General features: G+C 75.6%; 28 protein-coding genes and 1 pseudogene. 13 read left to right on the top strand and 16 right to left on the bottom strand.

Annotated elements, in window-relative coordinates:
• Nucleotides 1-6: 6 nt before the first annotated feature.
• The 6 genes from AB0953_RS04670 to AB0953_RS04645 all read right to left on the bottom strand — a co-directional run bounded on the left by AB0953_RS04670 (nt 7) and on the right by AB0953_RS04645 (nt 4,065).
• Nucleotides 7-696 (bottom strand): HemK2/MTQ2 family protein methyltransferase, encoded by a 690-nt coding sequence (locus AB0953_RS04670; protein WP_366857928.1) that lies wholly within the window; start codon nt 694-696, stop codon nt 7-9.
• Between the two features lie 115 nt (nt 697-811).
• Nucleotides 812-1,576, bottom strand: a complete 765-nt coding sequence (locus AB0953_RS04665) for a metallophosphoesterase (RefSeq protein ID WP_366857927.1) — start codon at nt 1,574-1,576, stop codon at nt 812-814.
• Nucleotides 1,573-1,827, bottom strand: coding sequence for a hypothetical protein (locus tag AB0953_RS04660; protein WP_366857925.1), 255 nt, complete (start codon nt 1,825-1,827; stop codon nt 1,573-1,575). The genes AB0953_RS04665 and AB0953_RS04660 overlap by 4 nt, the downstream gene beginning before the upstream one ends.
• A complete protein-coding gene (locus AB0953_RS04655) occupies nt 1,824-2,315 on the bottom strand; it encodes a nucleotidyltransferase family protein (protein ID WP_366857924.1) in 492 nt (163 codons plus the stop codon). Before AB0953_RS04655 ends, AB0953_RS04660 begins: the two co-directional genes overlap by 4 nt.
• Before the next feature lie 225 nt (nt 2,316-2,540).
• Entirely contained in the window at nt 2,541-3,812 is a 1,272-nt protein-coding gene (locus AB0953_RS04650) for a cytochrome P450 (RefSeq protein ID WP_366857923.1), read from the bottom strand.
• Nucleotides 3,813-3,909: 97 nt separating this feature from the next.
• Nucleotides 3,910-4,065, bottom strand: coding sequence for a DUF6131 family protein (locus AB0953_RS04645; RefSeq protein ID WP_366857922.1), 156 nt, complete (start codon nt 4,063-4,065; stop codon nt 3,910-3,912).
• A 162-nt stretch (nt 4,066-4,227) separates the two neighbouring features.
• On the opposite strand from AB0953_RS04645, the gene AB0953_RS04640 reads away from it, so the two are divergent.
• The 3 genes from AB0953_RS04640 to AB0953_RS04630 all read left to right on the top strand — a co-directional run bounded on the left by AB0953_RS04640 (nt 4,228) and on the right by AB0953_RS04630 (nt 5,878).
• On the top strand, nt 4,228-4,410 hold the full coding sequence (locus AB0953_RS04640) for a CsbD family protein (RefSeq protein ID WP_366857921.1): 183 nt from the start codon (nt 4,228-4,230) through the stop codon (nt 4,408-4,410).
• Nucleotides 4,411-4,628: 218 nt separating this feature from the next.
• Entirely contained in the window at nt 4,629-5,189 is a 561-nt protein-coding gene (locus AB0953_RS04635) for a hemerythrin domain-containing protein (RefSeq protein WP_366857920.1), read from the top strand.
• 2 nt (nt 5,190-5,191) lie between these two features.
• The gene (locus tag AB0953_RS04630; RefSeq protein ID WP_366857919.1) at nt 5,192-5,878 is read left to right on the top strand and encodes a UdgX family uracil-DNA binding protein; all 687 of its coding nucleotides are present in this window, start codon (nt 5,192-5,194) and stop codon (nt 5,876-5,878) included.
• A gap of 10 nt (nt 5,879-5,888) precedes the next feature.
• Here the strand turns inward: AB0953_RS04630 and AB0953_RS04625 are convergent, their stop codons facing one another.
• The 3 genes from AB0953_RS04625 to AB0953_RS04615 form a co-directional block, all read right to left on the bottom strand.
• The gene (locus AB0953_RS04625) at nt 5,889-6,920 is read right to left on the bottom strand and encodes an NAD-dependent epimerase/dehydratase family protein (protein ID WP_366857918.1); all 1,032 of its coding nucleotides are present in this window, start codon (nt 6,918-6,920) and stop codon (nt 5,889-5,891) included.
• Nucleotides 6,917-7,546 (bottom strand): hypothetical protein, encoded by a 630-nt coding sequence (locus tag AB0953_RS04620; protein WP_366857917.1) that lies wholly within the window; start codon nt 7,544-7,546, stop codon nt 6,917-6,919. Before AB0953_RS04620 ends, AB0953_RS04625 begins: the two co-directional genes overlap by 4 nt.
• Before the next feature lie 121 nt (nt 7,547-7,667).
• Nucleotides 7,668-8,381 carry an HAD family hydrolase gene (locus AB0953_RS04615; protein ID WP_366857916.1) on the bottom strand — a complete coding sequence of 238 codons (714 nt, stop codon included), beginning with the start codon at nt 8,379-8,381 and terminating at the stop codon, nt 7,668-7,670.
• A 197-nt stretch (nt 8,382-8,578) separates the two neighbouring features.
• Here AB0953_RS04615 and AB0953_RS04610 point away from each other — a divergent pair, with 197 nt between their 5' ends.
• Entirely contained in the window at nt 8,579-8,935 is a 357-nt protein-coding gene (locus AB0953_RS04610; protein ID WP_366857915.1) for a PRC-barrel domain containing protein, read from the top strand.
• Between the two features lie 146 nt (nt 8,936-9,081).
• On the top strand, nt 9,082-10,278 hold the full coding sequence (locus AB0953_RS04605; protein ID WP_366857913.1) for an ROK family transcriptional regulator: 1,197 nt from the start codon (nt 9,082-9,084) through the stop codon (nt 10,276-10,278).
• Nucleotides 10,279-10,301: 23 nt separating this feature from the next.
• Here AB0953_RS04605 and AB0953_RS04600 read toward each other — a convergent pair whose 3' ends face one another.
• The gene (locus tag AB0953_RS04600; protein WP_366857911.1) at nt 10,302-10,928 is read right to left on the bottom strand and encodes a hypothetical protein; all 627 of its coding nucleotides are present in this window, start codon (nt 10,926-10,928) and stop codon (nt 10,302-10,304) included.
• Between the two features lie 301 nt (nt 10,929-11,229).
• Here AB0953_RS04600 and AB0953_RS04595 point away from each other — a divergent pair, with 301 nt between their 5' ends.
• The 6 genes and pseudogenes from AB0953_RS04595 to AB0953_RS04570 form a co-directional block, all read left to right on the top strand.
• Nucleotides 11,230-12,870, top strand: coding sequence for an ATP-binding protein (locus AB0953_RS04595; protein WP_366857910.1), 1,641 nt, complete (start codon nt 11,230-11,232; stop codon nt 12,868-12,870).
• Between the two features lie 26 nt (nt 12,871-12,896).
• On the top strand, nt 12,897-13,283 hold the full coding sequence (locus tag AB0953_RS04590) for a roadblock/LC7 domain-containing protein (RefSeq protein WP_366858175.1): 387 nt from the start codon (nt 12,897-12,899) through the stop codon (nt 13,281-13,283).
• Nucleotides 13,280-13,639, top strand: coding sequence for a DUF742 domain-containing protein (locus AB0953_RS04585; protein ID WP_362182429.1), 360 nt, complete (start codon nt 13,280-13,282; stop codon nt 13,637-13,639). Before AB0953_RS04590 ends, AB0953_RS04585 begins: the two co-directional genes overlap by 4 nt.
• On the top strand, nt 13,620-14,267 hold the full coding sequence (locus tag AB0953_RS04580; protein WP_366857909.1) for an ATP/GTP-binding protein: 648 nt from the start codon (nt 13,620-13,622) through the stop codon (nt 14,265-14,267). The genes AB0953_RS04585 and AB0953_RS04580 overlap by 20 nt, the downstream gene beginning before the upstream one ends.
• Nucleotides 14,268-14,413: 146 nt before the next feature.
• Nucleotides 14,414-14,971, top strand: a complete 558-nt coding sequence (locus tag AB0953_RS04575; RefSeq protein WP_366857908.1) for a DUF6434 domain-containing protein — start codon at nt 14,414-14,416, stop codon at nt 14,969-14,971.
• Nucleotides 14,972-15,732: 761 nt separating this feature from the next.
• Nucleotides 15,733-15,858: pseudogene (locus AB0953_RS04570) on the top strand (AraC family transcriptional regulator); the annotation flags it as partial.
• A 9-nt stretch (nt 15,859-15,867) separates the two neighbouring features.
• Here AB0953_RS04570 and AB0953_RS04565 read toward each other — a convergent pair.
• Nucleotides 15,868-16,434, bottom strand: a complete 567-nt coding sequence (locus AB0953_RS04565; RefSeq protein ID WP_366857907.1) for a dihydrofolate reductase family protein — start codon at nt 16,432-16,434, stop codon at nt 15,868-15,870.
• A 29-nt stretch (nt 16,435-16,463) separates the two neighbouring features.
• On the opposite strand from AB0953_RS04565, the gene AB0953_RS04560 reads away from it, so the two are divergent.
• Complete coding sequence (locus AB0953_RS04560; protein ID WP_366857906.1) at nt 16,464-17,576, top strand: enoyl-CoA hydratase/isomerase family protein; 1,113 nt, start codon at nt 16,464-16,466, stop codon at nt 17,574-17,576.
• Here AB0953_RS04560 and AB0953_RS04555 read toward each other — a convergent pair.
• Nucleotides 17,567-18,490, bottom strand: a complete 924-nt coding sequence (locus AB0953_RS04555; protein ID WP_366857905.1) for an SDR family oxidoreductase — start codon at nt 18,488-18,490, stop codon at nt 17,567-17,569. The genes AB0953_RS04560 and AB0953_RS04555 overlap by 10 nt on opposite strands.
• A 201-nt stretch (nt 18,491-18,691) precedes the next feature.
• Between AB0953_RS04555 and AB0953_RS04550 the strand changes: the two genes are divergently transcribed.
• Complete coding sequence (locus AB0953_RS04550; RefSeq protein WP_366857904.1) at nt 18,692-19,945, top strand: cytochrome P450; 1,254 nt, start codon at nt 18,692-18,694, stop codon at nt 19,943-19,945.
• A 142-nt stretch (nt 19,946-20,087) separates the two neighbouring features.
• Here AB0953_RS04550 and AB0953_RS04545 read toward each other — a convergent pair whose 3' ends face one another.
• The 4 genes from AB0953_RS04545 to AB0953_RS04530 all read right to left on the bottom strand — a co-directional run bounded on the left by AB0953_RS04545 (nt 20,088) and on the right by AB0953_RS04530 (nt 25,942).
• Nucleotides 20,088-21,164, bottom strand: coding sequence for an alpha/beta hydrolase-fold protein (locus AB0953_RS04545; RefSeq protein ID WP_366857903.1), 1,077 nt, complete (start codon nt 21,162-21,164; stop codon nt 20,088-20,090).
• Between the two features lie 122 nt (nt 21,165-21,286).
• Nucleotides 21,287-22,909 carry a molybdopterin-dependent oxidoreductase gene (locus AB0953_RS04540; RefSeq protein WP_366857902.1) on the bottom strand — a complete coding sequence of 541 codons (1,623 nt, stop codon included), beginning with the start codon at nt 22,907-22,909 and terminating at the stop codon, nt 21,287-21,289.
• A gap of 61 nt (nt 22,910-22,970) precedes the next feature.
• On the bottom strand, nt 22,971-23,288 hold the full coding sequence (locus AB0953_RS04535) for a hypothetical protein (RefSeq protein WP_366857901.1): 318 nt from the start codon (nt 23,286-23,288) through the stop codon (nt 22,971-22,973).
• Nucleotides 23,289-23,578: 290 nt separating this feature from the next.
• Nucleotides 23,579-25,942 (bottom strand): alpha-N-acetylglucosaminidase, encoded by a 2,364-nt coding sequence (locus AB0953_RS04530; RefSeq protein WP_366857900.1) that lies wholly within the window; start codon nt 25,940-25,942, stop codon nt 23,579-23,581.
• Between the last annotated feature and the right edge of the window lie 23 nt (nt 25,943-25,965).

Below are 25,965 nucleotides of genomic sequence, written 5' to 3'. Positions count from 1 at the left end.
TCGGGCTCACGGGCAGCAGGCACGGATGATCACCAGCTCCTCCCAGGCATCGCCCGCGTGGGCCAGGCCCCGGCTCTCCAGCCAGGCCCGGCGTGAGCGGAGGACCGGCCCCCACGGCACGGCCGCCCGCAGCACGATCCGTGCGGAGAGGCCGGCCCGCTCCAGGTTGCGCACCGTGGTCTGCGGCCCGCACATGCCCGAGTGGACCAGCAGCAGGACGCCTCCGGGGCGCAGCAGCGCCGCGGCGAGGTCGCAGATCCGGTCGATGACCAGGCGCCCGGTCGGGCCGGCGTCCCAGGCGCGGGCGGGGCCGCGGGCCGGCGTCCCGGGCTCGGGGGAGGGGACGTAGGGCGGGTTGGCCAGGACGAGGTCGAAGCGCTGGCCGCGGGTGCGCGCGGCGAAGTCCCCGTGCAGCACCCGCAGCGGCAGCCGCCGCCGCAGCGCGTTCACGTACGCGGCGAGGACCGCCGCCCAGGAGACGTCGACCCCGGTGACCCGGGCGCCCCGGTCCGCGGCGCGCAGGGCCAGGGCCCCGGTCCCGGTGCCGATCTCCATCACGGCCGTGCCCGGCGCGAGCTCCTCCCGGTCCAGGGCCGCCGCCAGCAGCCGGGTGTCCGCCTGCGGGCGGTACACCCCGGGCGGGGCGAACAGCCGGGGCGTCGGGGCGCGCCGCGGGCTCGGCGCGGTTCTGGGCATCGGGTCTTCCTTCCTGGCTCCGGATGCGGGTCCGGACGCGGATGCGGAACGGTGGCGGATGCGGACGGTTGCGGATGCGGCCGTGCGGTGCCGGCCGGTCGCCTTCTCTCCGCGGCTACCCGGAACCCGCGGCGCTACCCGCCGCGGCGGGCCGGCGGTGCGGGGTGAGGTGGTACACGGCGAAGGCCCGGCCGATGACGGGCATGGCGACGTTGCGGACCGGGATGCCGCCGCCGGTCATGCCGTGCTCGGTTCCGAGGTGGGCGTGGCCGTGCACCGCCAGGTCGGCGCCCTCGGCGTCCATGGCCTCCGCCAGCAGGTAGCTGCCGAGGAAGGGGAAGATCTCCGACGGCTCTCCCGCGAGGGTGTCCGGGACCGGCGCGTAGTGGGTGAGCGCGATCCGCAGCGTGCTGCCGGACGCGCCCAGCCCGCCCAGGGCCCGGCCGAGGCCCTCCGCACAGGAGCGGGTGTACCGGATGAACGCCTTCATCTCCGGTTCGCCGAACTCGCTGCCGCTGCGCCCGGCGAAGCCGCCGCAGAAGCCCTTCGTGCCGGCGATGCCGACCCGCGCCCCGTCGAGGTCGAGCAGGACGCCGTCGCCTTCCAGGACGTGCACGCCCGCCGCGCACAGCTCCTCGGTGACGGCCTCCTCCTCCCCGCTCTGGTAGTCGTGGTTGCCGAGCACCGCGACCACGGGCACCGGCAGGCCGGCCACCTCGGCCGCCACCACCCGGGCCTCGCTGCGCGTGCCGTGCCGGGTCAGGTCGCCGGCCAGGAGCAGCAGGTCGGCGCATGTGCCGAGGGTGTCGAAGGCGGGCCGCAGCGTCCCGGCGCTCTCGGGCCCGAGGTGGATGTCTCCGACGGCTGCGACACGGGTCATGACAGCTCCTCCACGTGGTCGGGGGGCTCGGGACGGCACACGGAGACGTCCTCGTACCAGTCGAAGCCGGCCAGTTCCTCGCGGGCCAGCCGCAGCACGGCCGCCCGGGTGCCCTCGTCGGTGACGCAGCCGCGCAGGACGGCCCGGGACCCGTGCATCTCGATCTGCACGCTCAGCTCGGCGGCCTCCTCGCGGGCGAGCCGGTCGCGCAGGTGCTCGATGCGGTATTCGATGATGTCGGCCGTGTTCATGGTCGGTGCTCCGTCCTGTCCGGGTCCGGGCGGTCGATGACGTGGAGCCTGTCGAGCAGGTGGAGGAAGGCGTCGGCCAGCGGCGCATCGCGGTGGTCGCGGTCGAGCCGGGCCCAGTCGATCTGCTCGCGCAGCATGCGCGCCATCGGCAGCAGGTCGCCGAAGTCGCAGTAGTGCTCGCACAGGGCGGCGAGGCGGCTGTCCATCAGGTCGGTGGGGGAGAGCACCGGCATCCACACCGAGTCCACCGCCTTGACGGTGGCGCGCTGCAGGAGGGCGGTGCTGACCGGGCGCCGGGCCAGCTCGAAGATCAGGTCGATCTCCTCGCCGCCCGAGCGCCCCTTGACCAGCCAGTCCTCGGGGGCGCGGCGCATGGTGATGCCGCCGTCCTCGAGGGCCTTGATCGCTTCGTCGGCGTCCTCGGGGCGCACGCAGAAGTCGGTGTCGTGCTGGAAGCTCGCGGGCAGTCCGTGGGCGAAGGCGGCCACGCTGCCCGCCAGGGCGAAAGGGGTGCCCGGACCGCTTGAGCAGTGCGGCCACCTGCTTCGTGGTCTCCAGGATCGCCTGTGTGTGGTCCTTGGGCAGCGGTTCCTGGGGCGGCTCGGCGGGTTCCAGTTCCCGCGGGGCCCGCAGCTCGCCGGGGTAGCGGGGGTCACGGTCGTTCGGACGGGTCATGGAGTGCCTCACGGGGGTGACGCGGTCGCGGGTGGTGCTCAGGGGCCGGGGACGATGACCATGCCGCTGCGCGGCCGCGTCGGCATGCGGTGCAGCGGGATCCGCAGGTCCTGGCCTTCCGGGACGGTCCAGGAGCGCCGGGCGAGGTCCGCGGCGAGCGCCGAGACGAGCGCGACGGTGATGTCCTCGCCGGGACAGCGGTGCCCGCTGCGCGCATCCCCGCCGCCCTGGGCGACCAGGACGTCGGGCTCGGGCGGCCGGCCGTCGAACCGGGCCGGGTCGAACCGCTCGGGGGCCTCCCACAGGGCCGGGTCGTGGTTCTGGCCGTACACGTCGAGCAGGACCAGGCTGCCGGCCGGGATCCGCTCACCGCCCAGGACCAGGTCGGTGGCGGCCTTGCCGCCGACGAACGGTGCGAACGGGTAGAACCGGCGGACCTCCTGGGCGAAGGCGCGGGCCCGCCCACCGCCGTCCTCCCGCAGCGCGGCGGCCTCCTCGGGCCACCGGTGCAGTGCGTGGGCGGCGAAGGCCGCGAACCAGGCCACGGCCACGGTGGGCCGCACGACGTTCAGCAACTCGACGGCCGCGGTGTGCGCGTCGAGGAGGGACCCGTCGGCATCGCGGTGCCGGGCCACGGCCTCCAGGACCGACGGGGGACGGGCCGGCAGCCCGGAAGGCGACGCCGCCCGGGCGGCGGACGCGGGCTGGGCGGCGTCCGCCGCCCGGGCCCGTTGGACCAGGCGCGCGAACAGCTTCTCCTGGCGCCGTCGCGCCCGGCGCGCCCGCCAGTGCCGGGGCCCGGGGGTGCCCCAGCCGTCGACCATCGCGACGCAGTCGCGGGCCGTGCGCCGCATGTCCCGCTCGGACAGCGGCAGGCCGGCCCAGCCGCACACCGCGCGGGCCAGGACCCGGCTCGCCGCCTCGAACACGCACAGCTCCCGCCCCCGGGACCGGGCCAGCTCGCGGCGCCACAGGGTGAGCACCCGCTCGCCGAGGGCCGCCACGCGCTCCGGATCCATCAGCAGGCCGGTGAACAGGGCCTTGCGGGTGCGGTGCGCGGCGCCGTCGAGGGTGTGCACCGGGCCGCGCCCGAACAGGGTGTCCTGGACCGGCCCCGGCACGGCCGTGCGCCGCCGGATGTGCTCCTCGTCGTAGAAGAACCCGACCGCGTCGGGCCCGGACAGGACGTAGGCACGGCGGCCGAGGAGCCGTACCCGGACCGGATCGCCGCCGGGGCTCCGCCCGCGGCCGGGCCGCCACGCGTAGCCGCGGGTGAGCAGGGCCAGGGTGCTGTCGGGGAAGGAGTTCATGATGCGCGGCTACCCGCCTTCTCCGCCGGTATCCCCGTCCGGTGGTCCCGGGGGTCGTGCGGCGGTGCGGGGCGGGCAGCCGGTGCGGTGCGCATCGTCAGTAGTAGTGCTTCCGGCCTCCGACGGCGTGCCCCATGGCGCCCAGCACCCACAGGATGAGGCCGATCACGAGAAGGATCACGCCGATCGTCCAGAGGATCGAGATCCCGAAGACGAAGCCGAGGATGAGCAGAATAAGCCCCAGGATGATCATGGGTACCTCCAGGTCCCTGTCGAACGGGGGAACCTGGTGCGTCTACCACGTACGCGGCTTCTCATGCCTGTGAGTCAGGGTGCGCTTCGCCGGCGGGCATGGGTGTCCCCATCCGGGGTAGCCGCCAGGCGATCGGTAACCCCCGAGCGTCAGGAGTCCGCCATGGGCAAGCTGAAGGGCAAGGCCGAACAGGCCAAGGGCAAGACCAAGGAAGAGATCGGCTCCATGACCGACGACAAGAGCATGGAGATGAAGGGCAAGGCCGAGAAGACCAAGGGGCGCGTCAAGGAGTCCGCGTCGGACACCGCGGCCCACATGAGGAAGATCGGCGACAAGAAGCGCTGATCGGTTCGGCTCGGCGCGGCGGGCACGGCGCAGCGGGTCTGCGCCGTGCCCGCCGTCGCATGTCCGCCCGAGGCCGTCCGCCGTCCGCCGTCCCCCGTCCCCCGTCCGGCGGTGTTTTCGGCGGGTGGGCGCATGACGGCGGGGCCCCGGGGCAGGCGCCCGTCATGAGCGTCCGGGCGAACGTCCCGGACCCGCAGCCCACAGGAGGTAGGCACACCATGGGACACGGAGGAGACGTGGTGCGCGAGCTCACCGCCGACCACGACGAGGTCAGGGACTTCTTCGCCCGGCTCGCGACGGAGAAGGACCCGGGCCGGTGCCGCGAGATCGCCGACCAGCTGACCATCGAACTCGTCCGCCACTCCGTCGCGGAGGAGCAGTACCTCTATCCGGCCGTCCGCGAACACCTGGACGGCGGCGACCTCATCGCCGACAAGGAGATCGCGGACCACTCCCGTGTCGAGGAGATGCTGAAGCAGCTGGAGGAACTGGACCCCGCCGGAGCCGGCTTCACCGCATGTGTGAACGACCTGCGCACCGAGGTCCTCGCCCACATCAAGGACGAGGAGGAGAACCTCTTCCCGACCCTGCAGCACAACTGCCCGCAGGAGGCGCTGGACGACCTCGGCGACCGCATCCGGCGGGCCAAGAAGCTGGCCCCGACCCGGCCCCACCCGGGCAGCCCCTCCACACCTCCCGCGAACAAGCTCCTCGGTCCGGGCCTCGGCCTGGTGGACCGGGCCCGCGACCTGATCAGCGGGCGCGGCAAGGGGTCCTGACCGTGCCGCGCGCCACCGGGACACGGCCCGGCGGCGACACGTCGGCCGCCGACGGGTACGACGCCCGTCCCTTCCTGCCGGTGCGCGGCGGTCTCTCCGCGCACCGGCAGGCCGCGGCCGGCTGTCGCGGCTGTCCGCTGTACGAGGGCACGACGGGAACCGTCTTCGGCGCCGGAGACGCCTCGGCCCGGCTGATGCTGGTCGGCGAGCAACCGGGTGACCAGGAGGACCGCCGGGGCGAGCCCTTCGTCGGGCCGGCCGGGAGCCTGCTGCGGCGGGCCCTGGACGATGCCGGCCTGGACATCGACGCGGCCTACGTCACGAACGCCGTCAAGCACTTCAAGTTCGTCCGGCCGTCCGGTGGCGGCAAGCGGCGCATCCACAAGCAGCCCACCCTGCGCGAACTGTCCGCCTGCCGGCCCTGGCTGGCCGCCGAGCTGCGGCTGGTGGACCCGGACCTCGTGGTCGCCCTGGGGGCGACCGCGGGCCGGGCGCTGTGGGGCAGCGGCTTCCGGGTGGGCGAGCGGCGGGGCCTGCTGGTCCCGCTGCCGACGCTCGACGACGGGGCCCTGCACGGGCAGGGCCTGGCCACGATCCACCCCTCGGCCGTGCTGCGGGGCGAGGACCGCGAGGCCCTGTACCAGGGCCTCGTCTCGGACCTCCGCACAGCCGCCCGAGCCCTGGGCTGACCGCAGGTGATCAGCGGCGGGCGGTGGAGGCGGGGGCGCCGGCGCCGGCGAGGGGCGGGGTGTCGAGGCCGGCGCCCTCGCGCAGCCCCTCCAGGAACTCCCCGATCGCTTCGGTGGCCGAACGGACCGGCTCCCAGCCGAGTTCCGTGCGGGCGCGCCCGGCATCCAGCAGCGGCAGCCTCAGCACCGCGTCGAGCAGCCCCGGCGCCGCCGGTGCGAGGTGCATCCGCCAGGCGGCGGCCAGCGCGGCGCGGGCGGCGCCGGCCGGCAGCGGCACCGTACGGGCGTGCAGCAGGCGGGCGACGGCGGCGGTGTCCAGGACCGGGTCGGAGACCAGGTTGAACGGCCCGTGGACCGGCCGCAGCACCGCCGCGCGGTAGGCCTCGGCGGCATCGTCGGTGTGCACCGCCTGGAAGCGGAGCCCGGTCACGGCGGGCAGCGCCGGGACGAATCCGGGCCGCACCAGCTTCCACGGCAGCAGCGGACCGGCGAAGATCCGCCGCTGCTCGGACGCCGACGCCCGCTTGAACAGGAAGGCGGGCCGCATCAGCACCACCCGCAGCTCCGGGTGGCTGAGCCGGAAGCCGTCGAGGTAGCGCTCCAGGTAGGCCTTCTCCCGGGTGTACGCCGCGCCGGGCCAGCCGTGCGTGGGCCAGGACTCGTCCACGGGGCGACCGTCCTGCGGCCCCGGCGAGTAGGCGCCGACCGACGAGGCGTACACCAGGGTGCGCACCCCGGTGCGGGCGCACGCCTCGAAGACGCGGATGCTGCCCAGCACGTTGGTGCGCCAGGTCTCCACGGGGTCGTGGGTGGGCTGGAACTTCCACGCGAGGTGGACGACGGCGTCCGCTCCGGCGAGGACCGCGTCGAGGTCGGCGCGGCCGGGCTCGACGTCGGCGGCCGCCCAGCGCACGCCGGGGACCTCGTCACGGGGGACGCGGCGGGCGACGCCGAGGACGTCCGAGACGGCGGGGTCCGCGGCCAGGGCGCGCACCACGCTGGTGCCCACGTTGCCGGTGGCTCCGGTGACGACGACCCTCATGACGCCCACCCGGCCTTCCGGTGGGAGGGGCGCCGGTGGTGGTGCCGCCCGTGGCGCTCGCCGGCCTGCCGCGCCCGTACGGACACCTCGGGGCCGGCAGAAAAAGCGCGCTCGGCGGCCGCGACGCGCAGCCGCTCCAGCACCCCGATCTGCCGTGCGGCGCGGAACAGCAGGCGGTCGAGGACCGCCTCGTCGATGTGGTGCTCGGCCAGCCGGTCGTCGGTGCGGGCGATGCCCTGCAGGCAGCGCCACATCACGAGCTTGCCCTCCACGCCCAGGCGCAGGGCCTCCAGCTCGAGGACGTCGCTGAGCGGGGAGCGGGACAGGATCCGGCCGTTCAGCTTCAGCCGGCCGGCCTTCTCGGCGAGCGAGGCGGCCAGGGACCGGGCCGTCATGACGGGCACGTCGAGGGCCGTCATGACCTCGCGCAGGCTGTCGCGGTCCTCTGCGATCTCCTGGGCGAGTGCGGCCAGCGGCGCTTCCGAGGGCGTGCCGCGGTGGGCGCGGGACATGCGCCGGGAGAGGGCGACGCCGGCCGTCGCGCCCCCGAGGTGGTCGTTGAGGTAGATGCCGAGGAGGCGCTCCGGGTCGGGGGAGGACCGGGAGCGGTCGAGGTCGGGGGTCATGTCACAGCTCCGCTCGTGTGGCTTGCCTTGACTTGCCTTGTGCTGCCGTGCCTTGTCTTGCGTTGCCTTGCCGTGCCTTGCCGTGCCGTTGTTTTCGGGGGTGCCGCGCCGTGCTGCCGGTTCAGGCGCCCACCTCGGCGAAGGGGCCGGTGCCGAGGCCGGCGAGGAGGTCCGCCGGGTCCTGCCGTACGCAGTGGGCGCCGGCCGCCTCCAGGTCCGCCGAGGGGATGCCGCCGCAGAGCAGCCCGACACAGGCCACGTCCGCGTTCCGGCCGGCCCGCATGTCCCAGACGCTGTCGCCGACGTACACCGCCCTGTCGGGCGCGGTGCCGGCGAGCTCGAGGGCCTGGTGGACGGGTTCCGGGTGCGGCTTGCCGTGGTCGACGTCGTCCGCGCTGGTGGTGGCGTGGATCGCGTCGTCGGCGTCGATGGCCCGCAGCAGTGCCGACAGCTCCGCTCCCGAGGCCGAGGTCACCAGCACGACGCGCCAGCCCTCGGCGGCGAGCGCGCGCAGGAGGTCACCGGCGCGGGGCGTGGTGGTGATGCGGTCGAAGTACGTCGCGTAGAGCACGTCGTGGGCGGTGTTGATCCGCTCTGCCTCGGCCTCGTCGCGCTCCGGCCCCAGCAGGTGCGCCAGCAGGTCCCGTCCCGGCAGGCCCAGGGCGTGGTGCACGGCGTGCATGGGGATGCGGTGTCCGGCCTGGCGCAGGGCCTCCCACCAGGAGGTCACGTGCAGGGCGTTGGTGTCGGTGAGCGTGCCGTCGACGTCGAAGAGGGCCGCGCGGGCGGAGGGGTCGGGGGTACGGGAGCGCGCGCCGGACTGCGGAACGTTCATACGACTTCTCCGATCCGGTCGTCGTGGCGGGGGCGGGCCGCAGCCCGCACTTCTCCTGCCGCCTGCCCCGCGCGTTCCACATAAAACGGTAAAAACGCTTCTCGGCGCCTGCAAGGTGTACGGGCCGTGTCCAGGGGCAGACGGGGCGTACCGAGGCCCGCGGGGTCGGGCGAACCGAGAAAGGAGCTGTTTCTCCCATGGACGGCAATGTCTGGGCCTACCGCGTCATGGTCGGGCGCATCACCGACGTGGACCTGACCGGGTTCAAGGTGGAGGCCGCCGACGGCGGCATCGGCAAGGTGGACAAGCACTCCGACGAGGTGGGGGACGCCTATCTCGTGGTCGACACCGGCCCGTGGATCTTCGGCAAGCAGGTCCTCCTGCCCGCCGGGACCGTCACGGCCATCGACACGGAGGCGAAGGAGGTCCGTGTCGGCCTGACCAAGGAGCAGATCAAGAACGCGCCCCGGTACATACCGGAGGAGCTCCTGCATCCGGACCGGGAGTACCGCAGCCGCATCGGCGGCTACTACGGCATGATCCCGGGGCTCTGACGGGCCCCGCTGCCGCCCGGCGGGCGGAGCGCGGCCGGGCACCGGGCCTTGATCGGCGGATAGACTGAAAACCAACCTGCCGATCGGAGCTCGGGGCTCGTGTGAACAAGGCGACGACTCCCGGGGTCCCCCGGGTACTGCGGACGATGAACGACCGGGCCGCACTGGAGCTGCTGCTCGCCCACGGAGAGCTCTCCCGGGCCCAGATCGGCCGTCTGACGGGGCTGTCCAAGCCCACCGCCTCGCAGATGCTGGCCCGGCTGGAGGACGCCGGCCTGGTGGTGGAGAGCGGCACCTCCGCCGGCCACCGGGGGCCCGGCGCCGTCCTGTACACGGTCAACGGGGCGGCAGGGTACGCCGCCGGACTGGACGTCACCCCCGGCCTGATCACCGCGGCCGTCGCGGATCTGTCGGGCCGCACCCTGGGCACGTACGAACTGGCCCGACCGGAACGGCTCGGGCCCGAGGTCCGCCAGGTCGAGGCCGCCCTGGCCGGCGCCGCCCGCGCGGCGGGCCTCGCCCCGGAGGCGCTGAACCGGGTCGTCATCGGCACGCCCCTGGCCTTCGACCCGAAGGACGGCCGCCTGCGCTACCCCAGCCACCTCACCGGCTGGCGATCGCCCACGCTGGCCGCGGAGTTCGCCGAGGGGCTGCCGGTGCCGGTCCGGTGCGAGAACGACGTCAACCTCGTCGCCGTGGCCGAGCACCGCAGCGGAGCCGCCCGGGGCCGGGACGACTTCTTCCTGCTGTGGAACGAGGAGGGCATCGGCGGCGCGCTGGTGTTCGGCGGACGGCTCCACCGCGGCCGCAGCGGGGGCGCGGGCGAGGTCGGCTTCATGCCCGTGCCGGGTACGCCCCTGGTCCGCGACGTCGACGCGGCGCAGACCGGCGGCTACCAGGACCTCGCGGGCTGCCAGGCGGTGCCGCGGATCGCGGAGCGCCTCGGCCTCGACTACTGCGCGGACATCGAGGCCCTGCGGCCCCGGGGCGGCCGGCCGGCGCAGCACTCCGTGCTCCGGGTGGCCACCGCGGTGGTGGAGCATGCCGCGCGGGCCGAAGACGGGCCGTACCGGGCCCTGTTGGAGGAGTTCGCGGCCGGTGTCGCCACCGGCCTGGCCTCGATCACGGCCGTGCTCGACCCCGAACTGGTCGTGCTCTGCGGCGGTGTGATGCTCGCGGGCGGGGAGCCCCTGCGCGAACTCGTCGAGGCCGAGCTCGCCGGGCTCTCGGTGTGCCGTCCGCCCCTCGTCCTCGGCGAGATCCGCGAGCGGCCGGTGCTGCGGGGCGCCCTGGAGGAGGCCCTCACCGCCGTCCGCGACGAGGTGTTCGACACCTCGCGCTGATGCCGGGGACCCGGGCGGGGCCCTCAGCGGTGGTAGGCCGCGGCCTGGGCGAAGGGCGCCGCGTGGGCGGCCGGCGAGGCGAGCACCGCGACCCAGGAGCCGTCGGTGAACTCGATGTCCATGCGGCCCTTCTGGAGCATGCCCTTGGGGTTGGCGCGCAGCGCCGAGACCGCGGAGCGCGGTGCTTCCCAGTACTGCTTCATCACGGGCGTCGTCCGCCACAGCGGCGAGACGTCGGTGAGCGCGAACCACCGGCGGTCGGTGACGGCGAGGACGCCCGTCACCGAGCCGCGGGCGCTCGCGCGGCTGACGACGAAGCGGCCGGCGGCGCTCTGCCAGCCGCCCTCCATGCTCCTGCCGTGCACCAGCCGGCTGCCGAGGTCGTCGACGGCGTCCGGTGCGCGGTCGAGGGCGCTCGCCGCGGCGGCGGGCCTGGAGTGCCGGGGGTCGAGCTGGGACTTGACCAACTCCCGCAGCGGGCGGGGGACCCTGGCCTCGATCCGCCGGCCGAGCGAGGAGGGCTCCGGCGGGGCGATGAGCGACTCGGGCGGGTACGGTACGCCCGGGCCGAGTTCATAGGCGCAGGCGGCGATGAGCCGCTCGTGCTGGTGCAGGAAGGGGTGTGCCTGTTCGCGCGCCTGCTGGTTCAACGCGTGCGCTCCTGTTCCGTGGTTGTGCTGACGAGCCGGTTGGTCACCTCCGGCCCGAAGATCAAGTTACCCGGGAGGAAGGGGGCGTTCCGCACGGGGTGCCCGTCGGGCGAAGGGGCTTCCGGTACGCCGCCGGTCCCCCCTCCGACCGGCCCGCACACCGGTTTCGGCCAGATCCGCCGTCGCCAACCGGCCCGCTGTGTCCGGATCATGACCTGCTGTCAAGACCCGTGCGCCGAAGGCGCTAGGATTCCGGGCCGTTGTCATATGATCATTCGCTTTCGATCGTTTGAGGGTTCTGATGGTTCGCGTGGGATCGTCGCCCGGAAGTCCAGGGCCCACCTCACCCGCCCTATGGGCGCTGCCCCCGCTGGTGACCGCCGTCGCTGCGGCCGTCGCCGTGGCAGTGGTGTCCGCACCCGCCCGCACTCCCGTGGCGTGGGTGGGGGCGCTCGCCTTCGTGGCGGTCGCCCTCGCCTGTGGTGAGGCCGCCCGGCGCGGCAAGGCCGTGGTCCTCCTGCGCGCCGCGGTCGCCGCGCAGGAGGCGGCGCTGTACCGGCAGCAGACCGAGACCGTACGCCTCGCCCAGGAGCTGCTCCCCGACGTCGTGGAGCGCCTGCGCAAGGGCGAGTTCCCCGAGGAGGTGCTCTCCTCCCTCGAAGAGCCCGGAACGCACGGTCCCGGCCTGACCCCCGAGTTCCGCGCCGCCCACCGTGCCGTGCTGCGCTCCGTCCTCGAAGCCGTCGTCGCGGAGGAGGACCTGCGTGACTCCGCCCAGCGCGCCTTCGTCAACATCGCCCGTCGTGTTCAGGCCATCGTCCACCAGCAGGCGCAGGAGCTGCGCGAGATGGAGGACCGCCACGGCCGCAGCCCCGAGGTCTTCGGCGACCTGCTGCGCCTGGACCACGGCACCGCGCTCATCGGCCGCCTCGCCGACTCCATCGCCGTCCTCGGCGGCGCCCGGCCCGGCCGCCAGTGGTCCAAGGCCGTCCCGCTGTACAGCGTGCTGCGCGGCGCGATGTCGCGGATCATCGACTACCAGCGCGTCGAGCTCCACTCGGTCTCGCAGGTCGCCGTCGTCGGCCCGGCCGTCGAACCGCTGATCCACGCCCTGGCCGAGCTCCTCGACAACGCCACCCGCTACTCGCCGCCGCAGACCAAGGTCCACCTGACCGCCGTCGACGTGAACTCGGGCATCGCCGTAGAGATCGAGGACGGCGGCGTGAGCATGAGCGAGGAGGCCCGCAAGCGGGCCGAACGGATGCTCCGCCAGGCGCAGGAGGGCATCGACCTCACCGACCTCGGCGAGACGCCGCGCCTCGGCCTCGCGGTCGTCGGCCGGCTCTCCCAGGCCTACGACTTCCAGGTCTCCCTGCGCTCGTCCGCGTACGGCGGTGTGCGCGCCGTCCTGGTGATCCCGCAGGCCCTGATCACCACGGTCTCCGCGGCCACCGGTGTCGCCCACGGCATCGGCACCGCCTCCGGCCCCCGGGCCGCCCTCCCGCCGGCCCCCGAGCGCCCGGCCCCGCCGGCCGGGTCCTCCGCCGCCGGGACCTCCGCCGCCGGGGCGGCCGACGCCCCGCCGCAGCCGGCCCGGCCGGTCACCGGCCCGCATCACTGGTCCGACGCAGACGACGTACCCGTGGTCACCGAGCGGACCGCCACCGGCCTCCCGCAGCGCCGCCGTCGGGCCCGCGTCGCCGCGCCCGACCTGCCCGGCGGCACCGCCGGCCCGGCACCCGTCCCGGCCACCGCCGCCCGGGACGGCGCGGCGCCCGACCCCGAACCGCAGCCCGAGGTCCAGCCCGGGATGTGGCTGGCCGCCTTCCAGGGCGGCCTGACCGGGGAGAGCAGCAGCAGGACCGCCGCGAGCCGCAGCGGCGCAGCAAGCCAGCACACAGACGCCTCGCCGACCGCGGCGAGCAAGGGGGAACAGCCGTGAGTCAGCAGCAGACCAACCTGGCCAACATGGACTGGATGCTCAAGGACCTGGCCGAGAGCGTCCCGCAGACCCGCCACGTCATCGTCCTGTCCGCCGACGGACTGCGCATGGCCCAGTACGGCGCGGAGACCGACACCGCCGACCGGCTCGCCGCCGCCTGCGCCGGACTGCAGAGCCTCGCCGGCGCCGTCGCCGCAGAACTCCCGCACAGCAGCGGGCGGATGCGGCTGGTCGTCATCGAGATGGACGGCGGCTTCTTCTACCTGATGGCCGCCGGCTCCGGCGCCTACCTCGCCGTCCTCGCCGACGAGGGCGTGGACGCCGGCCTCATGGGCCAGCGCATGCGCGACCTCGTCGCCCGGATCGGAGAGCACCTCAGCAGCCCGCCGCGGCTCGACGGGCCCTCCGCGTGAGCAACCCGGGCCGGGACTGGGAGGACGGCACACCGGAGCGGCTGTACGTGATCACCGGCGGGCGCAGCGGGGCCTCGAACCCCGCCACGCTCGACCTGGTCACCCTGATCGTCGCCAAGTCGGGGCCCAGGCCCGGGATGCAGCCGGAGCACGCGGCGATCATGCGCCTGTGCCACTCGCCGCTGTCGGTGGCCGAGATCTCCGCGTACCTCGGCCTGCCGGTGAGCGTGGTCACCGTACTCCTCGGCGACCTGCTCACCGCCGGCCACGTGCTCTCCCGCCCGCCCGTCGCCCCCGCCAAACTCCCCGACCTGGCACTGATAGAGGCAGTCATCGATGGACTTCGAAAGCTCTGAGCCGCCCCCGGCCCCCCACCGCGGGCCCCTCCCGGCCGGGCCGCGGCGCGAGGACGCGCTGCCGGCCACGGCCGCCGCCGCCGTCAAGGTGGTGATCGTGGGCGGCTTCGGCGTCGGCAAGACGACCCTGGTCGGCTCCGTGAGCGAGATCCGGCCGCTGACCACCGAGGAGACGATGACCCAGGCCGGCGTCGGCGTCGACGACACCGCCGGCGTGGAGCGCAAGACCTCCACCACCGTGGCCATGGACTTCGGCCGCATCAGCATCAACGAAGAACTGGTGCTCTACCTCTTCGGCACCCCCGGCCAGGAGCGCTTCTGGTTCCTGTGGCGGGGCCTGTTCGAGGGCGCGCTCGGCGCCGTCGTCCTGGTCGACACCCGCCGCCTGGAGGTCAGCTTCGACGTGATCGGCCGACTGGAGGAGCGCGGGGTGCCGTTCGTCGTCGCCGTCAACTCCTTCCCCGACGCGCCCGAACACCCCCTGGAGGACCTCCGCCAGGCCCTCGACCTGCCCGCGTCCGTCCCCCTGGTCGTCTGCGACGCCCGCCGCCGGGACTCCAGCCGTGACGTCCTGATGACGCTCATGCGCTACCTGCACTCCCTCGCGGTGACCCCGGAAGCCTTGTGAGCACCGGCGCACCCGGCCCCGGCCCCGCCCCGCCGCGAGGGGGCGGGGGAGCGGTGCCCCGTCCCTGCGGCCCGGCAGGGGCAGGCCGCACGGGGTGGCGGAGCGGGCGCGTCCGGCTGCCGGTCCGCGCGGCCTAGGATGTGAACATGAGTACGAACGCGGGGGAGTCCCGTCCCGACCTCACTGCGGAGCTCACCGGCGCGGAACTGCGCCGCTGGTACTGGACCCTGGCCGAACTGACCCTTCTCGCCCGGGCGATGGGGCTCTCCGCCGGCGGCGGCAAGGCCGCGCTGACCGACCGCCTGGCGGCCGCGCTCGACGGGCTCCCGCAGCCCGAGCCGCCCCGCCCGACACGCCGGCCCGCCGGGCGGCAGCTCGCCGCCCCCGTCGACGGCGCCACCGTCATCCCGCAGGGCCAGCGGTGCAGCCAGGTCCTCCGGGAGTTCTTCGTCCGCGAGATCGGCCCCGCCTTCCACTTCGACGCCGCCATGCGCGACTACATCGCCGACGGCGCCGGGCACACCCTCGCCGAGGCCGTCGCCCACTGGCACGCCACCCGCGCGCTGGCCGCCGAACCCCGGGAGGTCGGAGCCCAGTTCGAGTTCAACCGGTTCCTGCGCGACTGGCACGCCCGCCACCCGGACGGGGCCCGGGCCGAGGCCCTGGCCGCCTGGCAGGCCCACCGGGCCCGGCCGCGGCACTGAACCCGCCACCGCGGCACGTCGGTACGAGGGCGAGGTGGGCCCAGGCTCCGGGAGCGGGCCGCCGACGCTGACCGCCAGGCCCGGCCTGACCCCGCTCGCCGTGCCCGTGCGGCTCGGCAGGCAGTCCTGCCCGAGGGTGACCTGCAGCGAGAACGGCACGCGCAGGCCGGTGGCGGCCGGCGCAGCGCAGACGTGGCAGCAGGAGCGACGGCGGGCGCGGCCGCGGCGTAGGCCCGCCGGACGGCGGTGGCCCGCCCCGGCGCGACGCCGGCCGCCCGCCGAGCAGCGTGCCGGCCGCGGTGCCGCCGTACAGGGCGGCCAGGGCCGCCGCCCCGCCGGTGCCACCGCCGCCGCGTACAGGGCGAGGAAGCCGCTCAGCCCGACAAAGACGACGGACCGGAGGACCACCGCCACGGCCAGGCGTAGGAACGCGCCGACGGCCTCGGCCGCCGCCGGTTCAGCAGCACCCCCAGCACCGCCGGGAGCGCCGGCAGCAGCCAGGGCGCCGGCCACCAGCAGCGGCGCGCACGCGAAGCCGGCGGTGCCGCCGAGCGCGAACCAGCTCATCGGGGTGTGCCCGCCGCCGGGCGCCCCGGTGCGGACCGGGCGGGCCGCCGCCGGGTGGTACGCGGCCGCGCCCAGCCCGGACAGGGCCACCGCGGCCACGGTCGCCGCACAGCCCGCGTCCACGACCAGGGCGATGCCCGCGCCCGCGGCGGCCGTGCCCAGGGGGATAGCCAGGGCATCGGCCGTCGGCACGGCCCGGGACCGCCGTCACCCACCGCTGGGGCTGGTCCTCCGCGAGCGCCTTCGTCGACGTCTCCCGGCGGGCCTTCGGCCACAGCCCCGGCACGCACCCGCGCCCGCTTTCCGGCCCGGCGCCGTGACCCGAGCTCCTACGGACGTGCGTAGGCCAGCCGGACCACCCCGTTGCCGAAGGTCCGCGTGCCCTCCAGCCGCAGCGGCACCGGGCCGCCCCCGGGCGGGAACAGCGGCCTGCCGCCGCCGATGCGCACCGGGTGCACGTAGATCCGGTACGCGTCCACCAGGTCGTGCCGCAGGAACGCGGCGGCGATCCCGGCGCCGCCCAGGACCAGGTCCCCGCCGGGGCCCGCCTTGAGCGCGGCCACCTCCGCCGGCACGACGTCCCGCACCACCGTGGAGTTCCAGCCGACGTCCTGCGGGCCCAGGGTCCGCGAGTACACGTACTTCGGGGTCCGCCGCCAGATGTCCGCGAACTCGGCCACCGCACCGGCGTTCGCCGGGTCGGCGTCCGCCGTCGGCCAGTAGGCGGCCATCAGCTCGTACATGACCCGGCCGTGGAGGAAACCGCCGATGTCGGCGAGCTCCTCGTTGAAGTGCCGGTGCAGCTCCTCGTCGACGACATGCCAGTCGATCTGCCGCTCCGGCCCCTCGAAGTACCCGTCCAGGGACACCGACATCATCAGGACGATCTTTCGCACAGCGGCCCACCCTACCGATACTGGCTGCCGTGAAGAGCCACCACGCCACAGGCGCCGCCGACGACACCGTCCTGTTCCACACGACGGGACGCACGGGGACGATCACCCTCAACCGCCCCCGGGCCCTCAACGCCCTCACCCACCCCATGGTGCTGCGCATCGAGGAGGCCCTGCTCGCCTGGGCGTCCGACCCGGCCGTCGAGCGGATCCTCATCCGCGGCGCCGGCGACCGCGGCCTGTGCGCCGGCGGGGACATCCGCGCCATCCACGACGACGCCAAGGCGGGCACCTCCGCCTCCGCCGCGTTCTGGCGCGACGAATACCGGCTCAACGCCCTGATCGCCCGCTACCCCAAGCCGTACGTCGCCCTCATGGACGGCATCGTGATGGGCGGCGGCGTCGGCGTCTCCGCCCACGGCAGCGTCCGCATCGTCACCGAGCGCTCCCGCATCGCCATGCCGGAGACCGGCATCGGCTTCGTCCCCGACGTCGGCGGCACCCACCTCCTCGGCCGGGCCCCCGGCCTGCTCGGCACCCACCTCGCCCTCACCGGCTCGGCCGTGGGCGCAGCCGACGCACTGCTGTGCGGGCTCGCCGACCACTTCGTACCCGCCGCCCTGCTCCCCGAGCTGGCCGACGCCCTCGCCGAGGAGCCGGCGCACGAGGTGCTCCCGCGGTACGCCGCCACCCCCGCCCCCGGCGAACTCGCCGCGCGGCGGCCCTGGATCGACCGCTGCTACGCCGCCGACACCGTCGAGGAGATCGTCGAACGCCTCCTCGCCGAGGGCGATCCGGCCGCCAAGGAGACCGCCGAAACGATCCTGGCGAAGTCCCCGACCGCCCTCAAGGTGACCCTCGCCGCCGTCCGCCGGGCCCGGACCCTCGCCACCCTGGAGGAGGTCCTGGCCCAGGAGTACCGGACCTCCTGCCACGCGCTGCGCTCGCCCGACCTGGTCGAGGGCATCCGGGCCCAGGTCATCGACAAGGACCGCACCCCGCGCTGGTCGCCGTCCGACCTGCGCGAGGTCTCCGACGAGGCCGTGGCCGCCTTCTTCGCCCCGCTCGGGCCCGGCCGCGAACTGCGCCCCGCCGGCGCCTCGGCCCCGGACTCCGGCCCCGGCCCCGGCTCGGGTCAGCGGTAGCCGGTGGTGTCGGCCGGGCGGTCGGGGTCCTGGACCTCGACCATGTACCGCCAGGCGTCCGGCCGGCTGCCGTCGAGGTCCGTGAAGCCGTACTCGGCCGCGAGCTGCCCGCTGGACAGCGACCGGCCGTTCCAGCGGGCCACCTCCGGGTCCGCGGCCAGCGCCGCGACCGCACGGCCCACGTACGCGGGGGTCTCGGAGATGGCGAAGTGCGGCACCTTCTCCAGGGCGTCGCGCCAGGTGGCCTCGGTGACGCCGAAGGCGTCGAGCATCATCTCCGAGCGGAGCCAGCCCGGCGTCAGCGCCACCGCCGTGGCGCCGCGCGGCCCGAGCTCGTGCCCGAGCGCGAACGCCATCCGCAGCACGGCCGACTTGGCGAGATCGTAGAAGAAGGAGTTCCGGTAGCGGCCCGCGTTGTACTCGGCCGTGCCGTCCGTCATCTCCACCACCAGCCCGCCCGGCTCCCGCAGGAGCAGGGGCACGGCGAAGTGGCTGGTGATCGCATGGGTGTCGATCGCCAGCCGGAGCAGGCGCAGGCCGTTGTCGAGGTCGTGCTCCCACACCGGGCTCTCCCACTCGAAGAGCCGCTCACCGCCCCAGATGTCGTTGACCAGCACGTCGAGCCGTCCCTGCTCGGCCTCCACCCGTGCGACCAGCGCCTGCACCTCCTGGGGCACCAGATGGTCCACGACCGCCGCGATCCCGTGCCCGCCCGCCGCCGTGACCAGCTCCGCGGTCTCCTCGACCGTCTCGGGGCGGCCGTACTCCGACGGGCCGCCGCCGCGCGAGCTGCGGCCCGTCACGTACACCGTCGCGCCCTGCGCGCCCAGTTGGACCGCGATGCCGCGGCCCGCGCCCCGCGTCCCGCCGGCCACCAGGGCCACCTTGCCTTCCAGCGTCCGCCTCTGCACCATCCCCCGACCCTACGCCGCCCCCGCGGCTCCCGCCGACGCCCGGGAAGGGGTCCGGCCAGGGCGGCTCCACCGCCGTTCGGGGCGCGGGGGCCCGGAGCGGGCGCGGCTTCGGCGGCCGGGGCGCCGGGGAGGGGCTTGTACAAGCGGCGTGCGGCGGCGCACTGTTGGCCGATATCGGTCCGTACGGTCAGGAGAACCGGCTTGTCCTCGTCCACCCCCGCCCCCGCCCACGTCGTCGATCCCGCCGGCGGCTGCCCGCACGCCCTGAACGCGGCGCTGCGCGCCCGCGGGCCCGTCGCGGACATCGTCCTGCCCGGCGGGGTGCCCGCAGCGGTCGTCCTCGGGCACGACGCGCTCAAGGAGTTCCTCTCCCACCCCGACGTGGCCAAGGACGCCCGCCATTGCCCGGCCCTGAACGACGGCACCATCCCGGCCGACTGGCCGCTGCGGGTCTTCGCCGGTGCCCAGGGCATGCACACCGCCGACGGCGCCGACCACCGCCGCCTGCGCTCCCTCGTCGGCAACGCCTTCACCGCCCGCCAGGTCGAGCGGCTGCGCCCCCGCATCGAGGAGCTCACCGCCGGTCTGCTCGACGACCTCGGCCGGGCCGCATCCGCCGACCCGGACGGCATCGCCGACCTGCGCACCCACTTCGCGCTGCCGCTCCCGATGAGCGTGATCTGCGAACTGCTCGGCGTGGACCCCGAGCACCGCGGCCGGCTGCACGACCTCACCTACACGGTGGTCATCGCCACCGACACCACCCCTGCGGAGGTGACGGCCGCCGTCCGCGAGCTCGTCGAGCTGCTCGGCACGATCGCGGCCGCCCGCCGGTCCGCCCCCGGCGACGACCTGACCAGCGCCCTGATAGCCGCCCGGGAGGGCGACGGCGACCGGCTGAGCGAGGCCGAACTCATCGGCACCATGCGCCTGATGCTGGTCGCCGGCCACGAGACCACCCTCAACCTGATCAGCAACGCCGTACGGGCCCTGTGCACCCACCGCGACCAGCTCGCGCTGGTCCTGGAGTCCAAGGCCACCTGGTCGGACGTGGTCGACGAGACGCTGCGCTGGGACGGTCCGGTCAGCTGGTTCCCCTTCCGCTACCCCACCCGCGACCTCGACCTCGGCGGCACGGTGATCCCGCAGGGCACCCCGGTGCTGGCCGGCTACACCGCCGCCGGGCGCGACGCGGCCTTCCACGGCCCGGACGCCGACCGCTTCGACGTCACCCGGCCCGGGGCGGCCCGGCACCTCTCCTTCGGGCAGGGCGTGCACTACTGCGTCGGCGCCCCGCTCGCCCGTCTGGAGGCCACGATCGCCCTGGAGCGGCTCTTCACCCGCTACCCGGACCTCGACCTGGCCGTCCCCGAGGCCGAACTGCCCCGCCAGCGCAGCTTCATCGGCAACAGCGTCGAAGCCCTCCCGGTCCGCCTCGGCAGGGCGAGGGCTTAGGCCACGCGGCCTTGCAGTAGCCGCCAGGGGCCGGGGCGGGGTACGGGAGGTACCGCTCCGGCCCCTTCCGCCACCCCGTCACCCGCCCGGCCCACGGCGCGGACGGCGCGGCCCGGCCCCCGGCGCGCCCCGCACGGTGCCCTCACCGGCCGCGGCCCTCGCCGGGCGCCGGGAGCTCCGTGCTCAGCCAGCCCAGCGCATCGGGGTACATCGCGCTCCACGTCTGGAAGTTGTGCCCGCCGGCCGGGCGGACCAGGGTCTTGACGCGGACCCGGCTGCCTTCCGCGGCCCGGGTGAACGCCTCCAGCTGCTGCGGCGGGCTGCCCCGGTCCTGCGCCGAGGTGGCGAGGAACAGCCCGACGTCGGCCTTCCGGGCCTGCCGGACCAGCCACATCGGGCTGTTGTGCTCCCGCAGCACCGGATCGGCCAGCACCTCGGGGTCCCCGGTCAGCGGGTCCGGGTCCAGGGCCGCACCGGCCCGGAACACCCCGGGGTACTGCAGCGGCAGCTTCGCCGCGCAGAACCCCCCGGTCGACACGCCCATCAGTCCCCAGCCGGCGGGCTCGGGCAGGGTGCGGAAGTTCTTCGCGACCAGCTCCGGCACGTCCCGCGCGAGCCAGTCGGCCACCTTCCGCCCGGGCGCGTTGCTGCAGTCGGTGTTCACCCCGCCCGGGTAGATCTCGGGGATCACGAGGACGAAGGGGCGCGACGCGCCCAGTGCGATCAGCTGCTCCAGCGCGCCCGGCATGCCGCCCAGGTCGATCCACGTCCGCGGGGAGCCCGGGGAGCCGTGCAGCAGCATCAGCACCGGGAACCGGGTCCTCTGGGCTCCCGGGGCCCGGTACTCGGGCGGCGTCCACACGATCACCTGGCCGGCCAGCTTCGAGTGGGTGCCGCGGAACCAGGCGGTCTGCGTGCCGTTGTCGCCCGGCGCGAAGCGGGCCCGGCCCGTGGTCGGCCCGGTCATCGCGGAGGCGTCCTGCCCGTTCCCGGTGCCCAGCAGCTCGTCCCAGGACGAGTAGAGGCCGTAGCTGCCGTTGATCCACGCGGCGATCACGGTGATGGCGGTCAGCTGGCACAGGCCGAGCATCAGCACCCGTGCGGGCCAGCGCAGCCACCCGGGGCCGGGGATCCGGTTCCACAGCAGCAGCGCGGCCAGCATGGCGAGGGCGGTGACGGCGATCAGGGCGACGAGCAGCGAGGTACTGGTGAGCTCCACAGGGGCCGGCTCCTGACGTTGGTGTCCGCGGATCCAGAGGGGAGGGGCCGCGGGGGAGGCGCGAAGGAGGTGCGGTAAATGTACGGTTCCTCCCGTTCCTGGCGCGGTAGACGGGCCGACCGTCACCCCGTCCGCGCCGCCGCCCCCGCCGGGCGCGGCCGGACGTGCACCGTCACCGTGTGCAGGCCCGTCGCCCCGTCGGGCACGGGCGGCCGGACCGCGTCGGTCTGGACGGCGCCGCTCCCGTCCGTGGCCCGGACCCGGAGGGTGTGCCGACCGGGCGCCGCCTCCCACGGCCAGGACCACAGCCGCCAGGTGTCGACCCCGTCCGCCTCCGCCAGCCGGGCCTCCTGCCACGGCCCGCCGTCGACCCGTACCTCCACCCGGGCGATCCCGCGGTGCTGCGCCCAGGCCACCCCGGCGACCGCCACCCGGCCCGCGAGCGGCTCGGCGGAGGAGCGCGGGGTGTCGATGCGGGACTGCGTCTTCACCGGGGCCTGCGCCGCCCACCCCCTGCGCACCCAGTAGGCGTCGTACGCGGCGAAGCCGGTGAGCTGCAGCTCGCGCAGCCACTTGCAGGCGGACACGTACCCGTACAGGCCCGGTACGACCATGCGGACGGGGAAGCCGTGGGCGAAGGGCAGCGGCTCGCCGTTCATCCCGACGGCGAGCAGCGCCTCCCGCCCGTCCATCACCGTCTCGACGGGCGTGCCGATGGTCATCCCGTCCACCGAGCGCGCCACCAGCTGGTCCGCCGGGCCGCCCCGCGACGGCGGCCGGACGCCCGCCTCGTGCAGCAGGTCGGCCAGGCGCACGCCGAGCCAGCGGGCGTTGCCCGCGTACGGGCCGCCGACCTCGTTCGACACGCAGGTGAGGGTGAGGTCGTGCTCGACGAGCGGACGGGCCAGCAGCGCCCGCAGGTCCAGCTCCAGCGGCCGCGTGACGCCCTCGCCGTGGATCCGCAGCCGCCAGGAGCCGGCGTCCACGCGCGGCACCACCAGGGCGGTGTCCACCCGGTAGAAGTCCCGGGCCGGGGTCAGGAAGGAGGAGATCCCGCGCACCGCCGGTTCCGCGCCGGGCGGCACGGGCGGGGCGGGCACGTCCGGCGGCGGGAGCACCAGCTCCGCCCGGGAGGTGCCGGCCCCGACGGAGGCGTACGCGCCGAGGCGCCGTCCCGCGTACCCGATGCCGGCCGAGGCGGCGAGCGCGGCGGCGACCAGCCGGCCGAAGCCGCGCCGGTCCATCGCCCCGGCCCCGCCCGGCGGCGCCCCCGCCGGCCGGGGCCGGCGCAGCGCGCGCACCAGGACGTACAGCACCCCGGCTGCGGCCAGCCCGCCCGCCAGCGAGGGCAGCGCATCGCGCCAGGACGCCTCCGGCCGGCTCGTTGCGGCCACCGCCCCGACCAGCCCGAACGCGCCCACCACGGCCAGGCCCGCGGGCAGTCGGCGGACCGCGAGCACCCCGGCGGCGGCAGCCACGGCGCCCAGGACGACGATGATCCCGAGCGCGAGCACCAGCTTGTCGGCGGTTCCGAACTGCCGCACCGCCCACTCCTTGAGGGCCGTGGGCGTGAGGTCGACGACGGTGCCGCCGACCGCGGTCACCGGCGCGGCCTCGGGGCGGACGGCCGCCGCGGCCAGCTCCGCCACCGCGAGCCCCGCGAAGGCCGCGACCAGCCCGCCGACGGCGCCCGCCAGGAGGCGCCGACGCCCGAGGCCGGCCTTCGCGCCATTCGCTCCGGTCATGTGCAACCCACCGTCCGCTGCCAGGGCCTTCGCCCGCAGGTTCCAGTGTGGCGCCGCGCGGTCAGGTGCGCGCCCGGCCCTCGGCGGCGACCCGCTCCGCGGTCCGCTCGGCCGCCCGCCGGGCCACGCTCTCCAAGGGGTCCTCGGCCTCGGCTTCCGCGCCCGCCGCCCGACCCGCCGGCCCGCCGCGCTTGCGCAGCTCCACCACCCCGTCCGTGAGGAGCTCCCGAGGGTCGGCGGGCCGCGGCACCTCCTGCGGCCGGTCGGCGGACGGCGCCGGCCGGGCGCGGCCGGGGGTGGTCTGCGCGGGGCGCTCCCGCACGGGGCGCTCCTGCCCTGGCCCGGGCCGTCCGGGCCGCTCGTGTCCGGTCTGGGGCATGCTCGCTGCACTCCTGCTCGCGTCGGGCCGTCGTGGCGCGGGACCGTCATGGCGTGGCGGCCGGGCCGGCGCGGGGCCGTCATGGTGCGGGGGCCGTCCCGGTCGCGGAAGGGGACGGCCGCCGGATCGTTCCGGCAACCGCCCCCCGTCCGCTTCCGGGCCAGTGAAGCGAGTGCCCGCCGGGTGCGGCGCTCCGCCGCGGGGTTCTCCCCCGTAGGAGGGGCGAGATTCCCCCGGGCGGCTGAGGTGCGGGCGAGGCGCCGCCGCCACCCCCTGCGGTGCGGTAGGGCTCAGCCGCGCCGGGCGGGCCGTGCGGGCGGCTGCCCGTCCGCCCGCAGGGCCGCCGCCACCCCGGCCGCCAGCGCGTACGGGTTGCCGGTCGGGCCGTTCGCGCCGCTCGCGACGCCCGGCTGCCGCCGTGTGGTCCGCCGCGCCCACTCCTCCTCGAAGGCGTGCCAGTCGATCTCCCGCGGCGCCGTCTTCTTCACGAGCGCCTCCTCCAGCGTCCCGAAGTAGGCCGCCCAGCGCGGCGCGTACAGCTCGCGGATCAGGCCGCCCCACTCCCGGTTCGCGTAGTCGTGCAGGAAGCCGCCCTCGCTGGTGCCGTGCCGGCCCCACACGCTCAGGATCGACCGGGCGTCGTACTCGTACCGGTCCTTCTCCGCCTCGTCCGCGCCCCAGGAGCGGGCCGCGGCCAGCCAGGGCTCCAGCAGGAAGTTCGGGTCGGAGCCGGCCAGGGCGTCCAGCCGCCGTTCCGCGTCCGCCCAGGCGGCGGTCAGCTCCCGGAACGCGGCCGGGTCCCGGGCCTCGTACGCGGCCCTGATCCGCGGCAGCAGCACCCGGGAGTGGTTGGCGAGGGCCTGCCGGGCCGTGTCCACCAGGTCGAAGCGGTACGCGCTGGAGCCGCGCAGCCGCGGATCGACCTTCAGCAGGTGCTCCAGGGCCCGCCGTACCGCATCCGCCGGGTAGCGCATCGCGGTGGGGCTCCAGTGCGCAGCGCCCGCCGCGGTCAGGCTCGGCCGGGCGGTGAACAGGCTGTCCTGGGACTCCGACCACAGCCCGGACGAGGTGCTGTACGGACCCTTGCGCAGCTCCTCCCACGCGGCGGCGGCCTCCGGGTCCGGCCGCCCGTACCGGCGGGCCGCGAAACCGGCGAACCACGCCCGCTGGTCGATCCGCCCCGGCTCCCAGGCGAGGTCCGTGAACAGGTCGAACGCGGCCGGGTTGGTGCCGGTCGCCTCCGGCAGGTACGCGGTGCCGCGCAGCGCGCTGGCGTCCTTGGCCCGCCAGGAGCCGAACCGGTCGATCCACACGGAGGTGTTGGCCCCGACGGTGGTGTGCCCGCCGAAGTTGTAGATCGTGCCCAGGGCGTACGGCGCCCCGCCCCAGCGGGCCTCCCGGTCCAGGCGGTTGTACCGGTCGGACAGCCCGTCCAGGATCAGCAGCTCCGAGGTGTCGACGCCCGCCAGGAGCTCCTTGCGGGGGCTGTCCTGCCAGCCCAGCACCGCCCACACCGCCCCGGGGTGGGCGGCGTGCAGGGCCGCCTGGACCGCGCGGGCCGCCGCCCCGACGTCGACCGGGCCGGTCTGCCCGCCCTCGTGCAGCGGGCTCATCCGGTACATGGCGCTGTCCCCGAACACCGCGCGCTGCTCCGCGTAGTACGCGGCGGCCACCTTCGGGAACACCGGCGAGGACGGGTCCAGCCAGTCGGGCCGCTCGAAGCCCGCCCAGTCGCCCTGCGGCACCGTCCGCGCGCCCTCGTTGCGGGCGGCGAACCCCGGCGGCACGGTGCCGAAGTATCCGGGCAGCACCGGCGTCATGCCGAGCCCGCGCAGCTGCTCGGCGATCCGCGCGCCGAGCCCGGCGCGCTCGCGCATCAGCCGCTCGGAGACGGGGCCGCCGAAGCCGCTGAGGTTCTGCAGCAGCCACCAGCTCTGGTGGCCCGGGGCGGGGATCCACTCGCGCAGCTCCGCGGCCCCGTAGCCGAAGCCCTGGAGCGCCCGGTAGTACGGGTACTCCGCGCCGACCTGCACGAACACCTCGTTGACGCCGTGCAGGGCCAACAGGTCGATCTGCCGCCGGTGCTGCTCGAAGGTGCGGTACGGGCCCGAGTAGCCGTCGTCGGTGTCGTTGAGGGCGTACCGGTGCGGGACGAGGGCGCTGCGGGTGACCGGGGCGGGTACGGCCGGGAGCCGCGCGGGCAGCATGCCGAGGCTGTCGCCGGGCCAGCCGATGTCGGCGCCGGCGATGTGCTGGAGGTACCAGCCGACGCCGGTGAGGAGGGTGGCGCCTGTGGTGCCGCGGACGGTGATCGCGCCGGCCCTCCCCGACACGGTGAAGGAGTCGGGCCCGCCCGCCGCCGGGTCGGCGACGAGCGTGAACTGCGCGGCGTGGCGCGGCAGCAGCCGCTTCAGCGCGGCCCGCGCGGGGCCGGTGTCGAAGCTGCGGGCCGGGCGCGCGCCGGGTGCACCGGCGGCGGCCGGCCCGTCGGCGGCGCGGGCCGGGGTGCCCGCGCCCGGGGCGGTCCCGGCGCAGACCAGGGCCAGCAGGGCGGCGGGCAGCGCGGCCCGTGCGCGGGGGCGGCGGCTCCGGCGGGTCCGGCGGCGGGGCGGCTGCGGGTCCGCCGCCCGGCGGCGGTTCGGGTGGTTCGTCATGTGCTCCCTCGTCCGCTCGGGGT

The organism is Streptomyces sp. NPDC046866 (assembly GCF_040704625.1).
Lineage (GTDB): Bacteria > Actinomycetota > Actinomycetes > Streptomycetales > Streptomycetaceae > Streptomyces.
The sequence above is the reverse complement of the archived record's forward strand: the minus strand, read 5'-3'. Positions and strand labels throughout refer to the sequence as shown.

Bases quoted from the DNA above. Each gene is read 5' to 3' on its own strand.
- AB0953_RS04670 (WP_366857928.1), bottom strand. From the start codon at position 696: ATGCCCAGAACCGCGCCGAGCCCGCGGCGCGCCCCGACGCCCCGGCTG.
- AB0953_RS04665 (WP_366857927.1), bottom strand. From the start codon at position 1,576: ATGACCCGTGTCGCAGCCGTCGGAGACATCCACCTCGGGCCCGAGAGC.
- AB0953_RS04660 (WP_366857925.1), bottom strand. From the start codon at position 1,827: ATGAACACGGCCGACATCATCGAATACCGCATCGAGCACCTGCGCGAC.
- AB0953_RS04650 (WP_366857923.1), bottom strand. From the start codon at position 3,812: ATGAACTCCTTCCCCGACAGCACCCTGGCCCTGCTCACCCGCGGCTAC.
- AB0953_RS04645 (WP_366857922.1), bottom strand. From the start codon at position 4,065: ATGATCATCCTGGGGCTTATTCTGCTCATCCTCGGCTTCGTCTTCGGG.
- AB0953_RS04640 (WP_366857921.1), top strand. From the start codon at position 4,228: ATGGGCAAGCTGAAGGGCAAGGCCGAACAGGCCAAGGGCAAGACCAAG.
- AB0953_RS04635 (WP_366857920.1), top strand. From the start codon at position 4,629: ATGGGACACGGAGGAGACGTGGTGCGCGAGCTCACCGCCGACCACGAC.
- AB0953_RS04625 (WP_366857918.1), bottom strand. From the start codon at position 6,920: ATGAGGGTCGTCGTCACCGGAGCCACCGGCAACGTGGGCACCAGCGTG.
- AB0953_RS04620 (WP_366857917.1), bottom strand. From the start codon at position 7,546: ATGACCCCCGACCTCGACCGCTCCCGGTCCTCCCCCGACCCGGAGCGC.
- AB0953_RS04615 (WP_366857916.1), bottom strand. From the start codon at position 8,381: ATGAACGTTCCGCAGTCCGGCGCGCGCTCCCGTACCCCCGACCCCTCC.
- AB0953_RS04610 (WP_366857915.1), top strand. From the start codon at position 8,579: ATGGACGGCAATGTCTGGGCCTACCGCGTCATGGTCGGGCGCATCACC.
- AB0953_RS04605 (WP_366857913.1), top strand. From the start codon at position 9,082: ATGAACGACCGGGCCGCACTGGAGCTGCTGCTCGCCCACGGAGAGCTC.
- AB0953_RS04595 (WP_366857910.1), top strand. From the start codon at position 11,230: ATGGTTCGCGTGGGATCGTCGCCCGGAAGTCCAGGGCCCACCTCACCC.
- AB0953_RS04590 (WP_366858175.1), top strand. From the start codon at position 12,897: ATGGACTGGATGCTCAAGGACCTGGCCGAGAGCGTCCCGCAGACCCGC.
- AB0953_RS04580 (WP_366857909.1), top strand. From the start codon at position 13,620: ATGGACTTCGAAAGCTCTGAGCCGCCCCCGGCCCCCCACCGCGGGCCC.
- AB0953_RS04575 (WP_366857908.1), top strand. From the start codon at position 14,414: ATGAGTACGAACGCGGGGGAGTCCCGTCCCGACCTCACTGCGGAGCTC.
- AB0953_RS04555 (WP_366857905.1), bottom strand. From the start codon at position 18,490: ATGGTGCAGAGGCGGACGCTGGAAGGCAAGGTGGCCCTGGTGGCCGGC.
- AB0953_RS04540 (WP_366857902.1), bottom strand. From the start codon at position 22,909: ATGACCGGAGCGAATGGCGCGAAGGCCGGCCTCGGGCGTCGGCGCCTC.
- AB0953_RS04535 (WP_366857901.1), bottom strand. From the start codon at position 23,288: ATGCCCCAGACCGGACACGAGCGGCCCGGACGGCCCGGGCCAGGGCAG.
- AB0953_RS04530 (WP_366857900.1), bottom strand. From the start codon at position 25,942: ATGACGAACCACCCGAACCGCCGCCGGGCGGCGGACCCGCAGCCGCCC.